The sequence below is a fragment of the Microcoleus sp. CZ3-B2 genome (assembly GCF_036705055.1).
Classification (GTDB): domain Bacteria; phylum Cyanobacteriota; class Cyanobacteriia; order Cyanobacteriales; family Microcoleaceae; genus Microcoleus.
Map to the genome: position 1 here is coordinate 50327 of NZ_JAUBTN010000041.1, position 6155 is coordinate 56481.

At 45.0% G+C, this 6155-nt stretch carries 5 protein-coding genes; 3 read left to right on the top strand and 2 right to left on the bottom strand.

Features of this window, described 5'->3' with window-relative positions:
- Nucleotide 1: 1 nt before the first annotated feature.
- Nucleotides 2–970 carry a DNA-methyltransferase gene (locus tag QUA97_RS18470; RefSeq protein ID WP_333195505.1) on the bottom strand — a complete coding sequence of 323 codons (969 nt, stop codon included), beginning with the start codon at nucleotides 968–970 and terminating at the stop codon, nucleotides 2–4.
- 446 nt (nucleotides 971–1416) lie between these two features.
- Nucleotides 1417–1662, bottom strand: coding sequence for a hypothetical protein (locus QUA97_RS18475; RefSeq protein ID WP_333195506.1), 246 nt, complete (start codon nucleotides 1660–1662; stop codon nucleotides 1417–1419).
- A 794-nt stretch (nucleotides 1663–2456) separates the two neighbouring features.
- Between QUA97_RS18475 and QUA97_RS18480 the strand changes: the two genes are divergently transcribed.
- The 3 genes from QUA97_RS18480 (at nucleotide 2457) to lpxD (ending at nucleotide 5858) form a co-directional block, all read left to right on the top strand.
- Nucleotides 2457–3572 carry an SPFH domain-containing protein gene (locus tag QUA97_RS18480; RefSeq protein WP_333195507.1) on the top strand — a complete coding sequence of 372 codons (1116 nt, stop codon included), beginning with the start codon at nucleotides 2457–2459 and terminating at the stop codon, nucleotides 3570–3572.
- 391 nt (nucleotides 3573–3963) lie between these two features.
- Complete coding sequence (locus QUA97_RS18485) at nucleotides 3964–4278, top strand: YkvA family protein (RefSeq protein WP_333195508.1); 315 nt, start codon at nucleotides 3964–3966, stop codon at nucleotides 4276–4278.
- Between the two features lie 539 nt (nucleotides 4279–4817).
- Nucleotides 4818–5858 (top strand): UDP-3-O-(3-hydroxymyristoyl)glucosamine N-acyltransferase, encoded by a 1041-nt coding sequence (gene lpxD / locus QUA97_RS18490; protein WP_333195509.1) that lies wholly within the window; start codon nucleotides 4818–4820, stop codon nucleotides 5856–5858.
- Nucleotides 5859–6155: the final 297 nt, after the last annotated feature.

Genomic DNA, 6155 nt, shown 5'->3' on the forward strand with positions numbered 1-6155 from the left:
GTTATTCAGGTTTGTTTTTAAGGGCAGGATCTTCAAAACGAATTTTTGACTGTTCTACATATTTTTCCTCTGCGTCTATGGCTAGCCACTTACGATCGAGTCTAGCGGCCATATATCCGGTGGTATTGCTTCCAGCAAAAGGATCTAGAACTAAATCTCCTGGTTCTGTCAGAAATTCAATGAAAAAAGCAGCTAGACCCATTGGCATTCGAGCTGGATGAGGAGTGATTCCTCTTTCCTTACAAGTTTGTGAAAGGAAATCACTAGAAGTGCTGTTGGAAAAGGAGAAAGCATTTTTGGGCAAGCGAACTTCCCGTTCAGAATCCATCGGCTCTAATTCAAATAAGTTGTGAGCGATCGAACCTCCGCAGTCCTTGAGAAAGCTTTTTTCGCCAATCTTGTGCTGAGACGGTCTTTTCCCCGCGTTATATCGACCAGTAGAAAGTAGATATTTCATGCGCTCGCTGTAAGGACGCAAAACTTTAGAATTGTCTGCTTTTGGTGAATCGCTCTTGGCCATCCACCAGAGGCGAGTATAGCTATCTACGGTTCTAATTCGCTTCACTGTGACCCAGTGTGCTGGTGAGGGAAGTCGAGATGGGTTGTAACAGACAAACTCTTGAATTAAGCGAAGTTCTGTTTCCTTATGAGATACGAAGCCTAATAGAGATTGCAAAGGTAGTAGGGATTGGACAGGACGTGATGGCTCCCAGCTATTGCCTAGTTCAATAACTATAGAACCATCATCGGCTAACATTTCCGCAAAGATTGGAGCTAAACTAGAAAACCACTGGAGGTATTCATCACCCATCATGTTGCCGTAGCTCTTTTTGCTGTTGAGTGGAAAAGGTGGGGATGTCATGATAAGCTGTACCTTGCCACAGTGCTGGCTGAGGGCAGGACTTCTCAGAATCTTTTCGCTTTTGCCGACATAGTATTGACCAGACTCAGTATTTTGAACTAATGACATCAAGTTATATAGCGATTGCTCATCATTAGATTATAAGCTAAATAGTGCATCAAAGATAAATTGAGCTGCACTCACTCCCTTATTCCCCAAATAACCCAAAGAGCCCTCGCCCTTTTTTCTCAAAGAGCGATCGCCCGTCTCCGATCCCAAATCCCTGTTTAGCTGATACTTTCAGTGAGGAAAACTTATGAAAATTCGAGAATCTCAAGGTAAGAGCCTATGCAACTATCTTGCGTAAGTCAGGCAAGTCGGCATCGATGAGGACTGATTAAAGCTCGATCGCGATCTAGAAGCTTTGATTGCAGCCGGCATCCCGCGTCATTTATTTAAAATACTGACTTCCAACGATGATATCGATTTGAAGCCTGTAACACAATACCTTAAAGCCGTTTCATAATGCTTTGAGTGTAGTGTAATTGTTTCTTTTTCCCAAAGTGCGATCGCCCTTATTTTCCCAAAGTCCGATCGCCCTCTCTTATCAAAAGAGTCAATAAAAACTTCTGGGTTTGTTTAACTACAACTCTAAACATGGCAGTAATAGCAACTATTCCATCAGCACTGTAAATAGCTTCAATCCGTCTAAAAGTAGAATGAGTCCACCAGACTTTCATACGATTTCCCTGAGCCGTACCCGTACCCATTTTACCGTAACCTGCTTTCAATAGAAGTAACTCAAATTCTGTGGATGGCAAAGTTTTTACCGTAATTTGAGAGATACCGTCAATATCCAATGCTTATCAAGAGTCATAGCTACCTTGATAAGTGCTGTAGATGCGGTAGCCAGGGAATACTAAAGCAATACCTATTGCGCTATGAATTGTCCCCGGATAACTTTTTTCGGGCTCGCTACCCCAATCCAAATTTAGATCGCACCCAGCCAAATGTATAGCCCTGGAATTAAAGTATCTAAACTTTAGGCGATGGATCGCATTTGAATTTCGGAGGAATTAATCAGTTTTAAATATTGTGGCTTTTCAGGTTTGGAAATGGACATGGCACTGATTCCTGTGCGGTATGGTTAAGTAATTTTAATTCTCAAGATTATTTAGGCAACTGCGAGTTCATAATGCAGAACTAAAATTTTATCTTCTTTCAAAATAGCCCTAACTTATTCACGAGATTGGTTATTAGGAAATTCTACTAAATACTGGCATTTTCTTCCGTATTATACACTTCTTGGTAATCTTGAATCTCTTTAAGATTAGCACAAATAGTCACAGTTAAATCAACTTATAGGGTGCGTCAGAAATTGAGTATTTCGATTTCAACAGGTTTTTAGCCTCCGGGGCACCCTACGAACAGTATTTCGATCGCCCTAACCACCAACTAACCACCAACTAGATACAAACGAGCTCCAGTCCGGGCTGAATCACGGGGAGTCTAGAAGTATAGAATAGAGGTTGCGAAACCGGCACACCGCCCGATCGCTCGCCGCCAGCAATTTGTTACCCTAAAAATAGAATCAAACCTCCCTCAACTCCCTGTCATGAACAACGCCTCTCCCCTAATTCAAACCGTCACACCCGAACGCTGGGCCGGGTTTAGTATGGACTTTATCGGGGCGGGTTACACGGGGCTGTTGGTCAAAAACGGCCGCGCCGTGCGTACCCTGAAATCCGGGCGGCATTTCAGCTTCGCCCTTCCCCTGCTGGAACAGTGTCAAATTGTCATCGTAGACACCAAACTCCGCAATTTAGATGTACAGTCGCACGGAGATTTTTTGTCTAAGGATAGATTTTTAATTGATGCGACTCTGACTGTTATTTATCAAGTTATAGATCCGAAACGAGTAGCTTTAGAATTGTCCGATCCTCTAGCTGTTTTAGCAAGTGCAGTTAAGGATTGTATGGGATTAGCGATCGGGCAAATACCCCTACAACAGCTTATCACCCAAGGCCGGCTGTTGCTGCGCCAAAATTTGCTCGATCGCGTCCAAGATTTTTATACCCTAGGCTTTAACTTAGAAGACGTGCGAATTGGCGATGTCAGCTTTCCCGAAACCAACGGAGTTATTCGCCAAGTTGAGGGAATGAGTGCTCGACAAGAAGCAGAAAATACCGCCGCCCTGCAAATGAGAATTGCCGAAGCGGGCCGCCCGATCGCGCCTCAAGCGCCAGTACAGCAGTTAAACTTAATTTCAGGTCATTCTCCCGCGAGTCTTCCAGCTTCTGACACAGCAGCAGCATTCGATCGCGATTTGCAACAACTGACAGAACAACTCGCCCAAAACAGTCTCCCACCTGCGAGGAATTCACCTTCACTTGCACCGACGGTACTCGCCAGCAGCGATCGCAAAAACACCGCATATTTAATCTACAAGTTTTCGGGACAGGCGATCGGTTTAACGGCAAATCCTTTTACAATTGGACGCGAACCAACTAACACTTTAGTATTGCAAGATCCGCAAAGTTCGCGCTACCACGCCCAGATTCGCCGGGCCACTGACGAAGTTGGCAAACAGCGATATCAACTTGTCGATAGCGGCAGTTCCAACGGCACTTTTGTGGGCGGACAGAGGCTGGCTGCTAACGACCCTTTTTGGTTAGCGAACGGTTGCGAAATTGCGATCGGCGACCAAAAATGGGTGTTTCAAGATTCGTGATTGAAAGATATGAAGATTTGTTTAAACAGCAGATAAACACAGATAAATCTCATCAGCGTTCATCTGTGTTTATCTGTTGAAATCTGCTGTTTAAAAATCCCAATCTAAGTAACTTGCTTTAATCACGATATACAACTAATAGATGAAGATTTGTTTGAACAGCAGATCAACGCACATAAACACAGATTCATGCCATCGCCTTTCATCTGTCAGGTTTCTGTAGGGGGGTTGTCAAGAGTCCCCGCCTTTCCGACACAGATTCACAAATTGTCCCTCCCCAATTCCCTATACTCCCAGGTAGAAGTCTCTTCCCAATCTTAGGGGGGATATCTCCACAAGCGTTTCGAGCGATAATTTGTCAAGATTGAAAATATAACGAGAGGACAACCACATGAACTTTTCTATACAATCTGTTTACAACTGGTATCGCGACACGCTCCGCAACCCCAAGTACCGCTGGTGGATTATTCTGGGAACGTTGGCATATCTAGTCAGCCCGATCGACATTGCGCCCGATTTTCTCCCCGTAATCGGACAAATTGACGACTTGGCGATCGCAGTATTGCTGATTTCGGAACTATCCCAAATGGCTACCGACTACTTTAAATCCCGCCAAACAGAGACAGCCTCAGCATCCCAAGCCACCGGCAGCCCCTCGGACACTACAGCGAGCACCGTTGATGTAGATGCAGTTTCCGTTCAATAGTTGACAAAAATAACTCAATGGCGTGCAGCTTTTTGAGACTTAGTGGGAGCAAGAGACGATCGGCTCCCTTTTCCGTTGGCGCGGATAAACTAGAGCAGCTATTGCATAAATCTTGGATCGATGCGTAATATCGTTTCCGCTTGCATCGTCAGGTGATTTAACCTTATTAGTACACAGAGTACACAGAGTCCGAGAATATATATCTGAATCATTCCGATGCTACCGGATTTGATATAAACCGCAGATGAAAGGCAGATGCAGCACAGATCGACGCAGATGTATTTAAAGATAGTTGGCCGCTGAGCGCCATTGCTCGTCTACTTCAAAAAGGCGATCGAACCAGGTTCGATCGTTCGGAGTTCAGTCCTTCCCAGGTTCGCAGCGAAGACTTCACTCCGCATCCGGGTTCGATGGTTCGGACTTCAGTCCGCATAATTTTAGACAATCAAGACTTAAGACTTGCATATCCGATCGCAAACAATCGAACATGATATGATTTTCACCTTGAGGAATTAGGTGTTAACAGCAAATTTTGATTTATGAAGTTTAGCGAAATAGTAGAGAAACTTAATTTAGCCAACAACCACAGCCTCAAATTCTCCAGCGCGGACGATCGAGAAATTACAGGCCCCGCCCCAGTCGATGAAGCCGAATCCGGTACGATCGGTTACATAGAAGGAGCTAAATTTGCCCGTCATACAGCCACTACAAACGCTTCCGCCTTAATTTTACCCTTAGACGAAAACCTGCAAGCTCAATGCAGCGATCGCAACATCGCTTGGATAGCCGCAGCAGATCCCCGATTGTTATTTGCTCAAACCATCGCCCTTTTCTATCAACCGTTTCGCCCAGCATCCGAAATACATCCCTCAGCCGTCGTTCACCCCTCCGCAGAAATTGGTGAAAATGTTTATATCGGGCCCCACAGCGTAATTCAAGCCAAAGTCAAAATTGGCAGCAACGCTTGCATTCACCCAAATGTCGTAATTTACCCAGATGCGGAAATAGGCGAAAACACTGTTTTACACGCTAACTGCGTGATTCACGAACGTACTCGCATCGGGGCAAATTGCGTGATTCACAGCGGTGCGGCGATCGGGAGCGAAGGTTTTGGGTTCGTGCCGACAGCCTCCGGGTGGGTCAAAATGGAGCAGTCTGGCTGCACGGTATTAGAAGAGGGCGTTGAAGTTGGCTGCAACAGCACGATCGACCGGCCCGCTGTCGGAGAAACCCGCATCGGTGAGAATACAAAAATCGACAATTTAGTACATATAGGTCACGGCTGTCAAATTGGTAAAAACTGCGCCTTTGCAGCCCACGTCGGCTTAGCTGGCGGGGTGAAAATTGGCAACAATGTAATTTTGGCAGGTCAAGTGGGAATTGCCAATCAAGCTAAAATCGGAGATGGGGCGATCGCCACTGCTAAAGCCGGAATTCACAACGACGTACCCGCAGGCGCGATCGTCACCGGCACTCCAGCAATTCCCCACAAACTATTTCTCAAAGCCGCAGCTATTTACAACCGCCTTCCAGAAATGTACCAGTCTCTGAGGCAAATTCAGCGCAAGATCGATCGGTAGTCAGTTGGCAGTTGGCAGTTGGCAGTAGTCATTAGTCAGTAGTCAGTAGTCAGTAGTCAGTAGTCAGTAGTCATTAGTCATTAGTCAGTAGTTGTTGGGAATTTGTCAGTAGTTGTTATTTGTTAGTTGTTATTGGTTATTGGTTATTGGTTATTGGTTATTGGTTATTGGTTATTGGTTACTTGCTACGAATTTCCAATTGCCAATTCTCAATTCCCAATAACAACTAACAACTAACAACTAACAACTAACAACTAACAACTAACAACTAACAACTAACAACTAACAACTAACAAC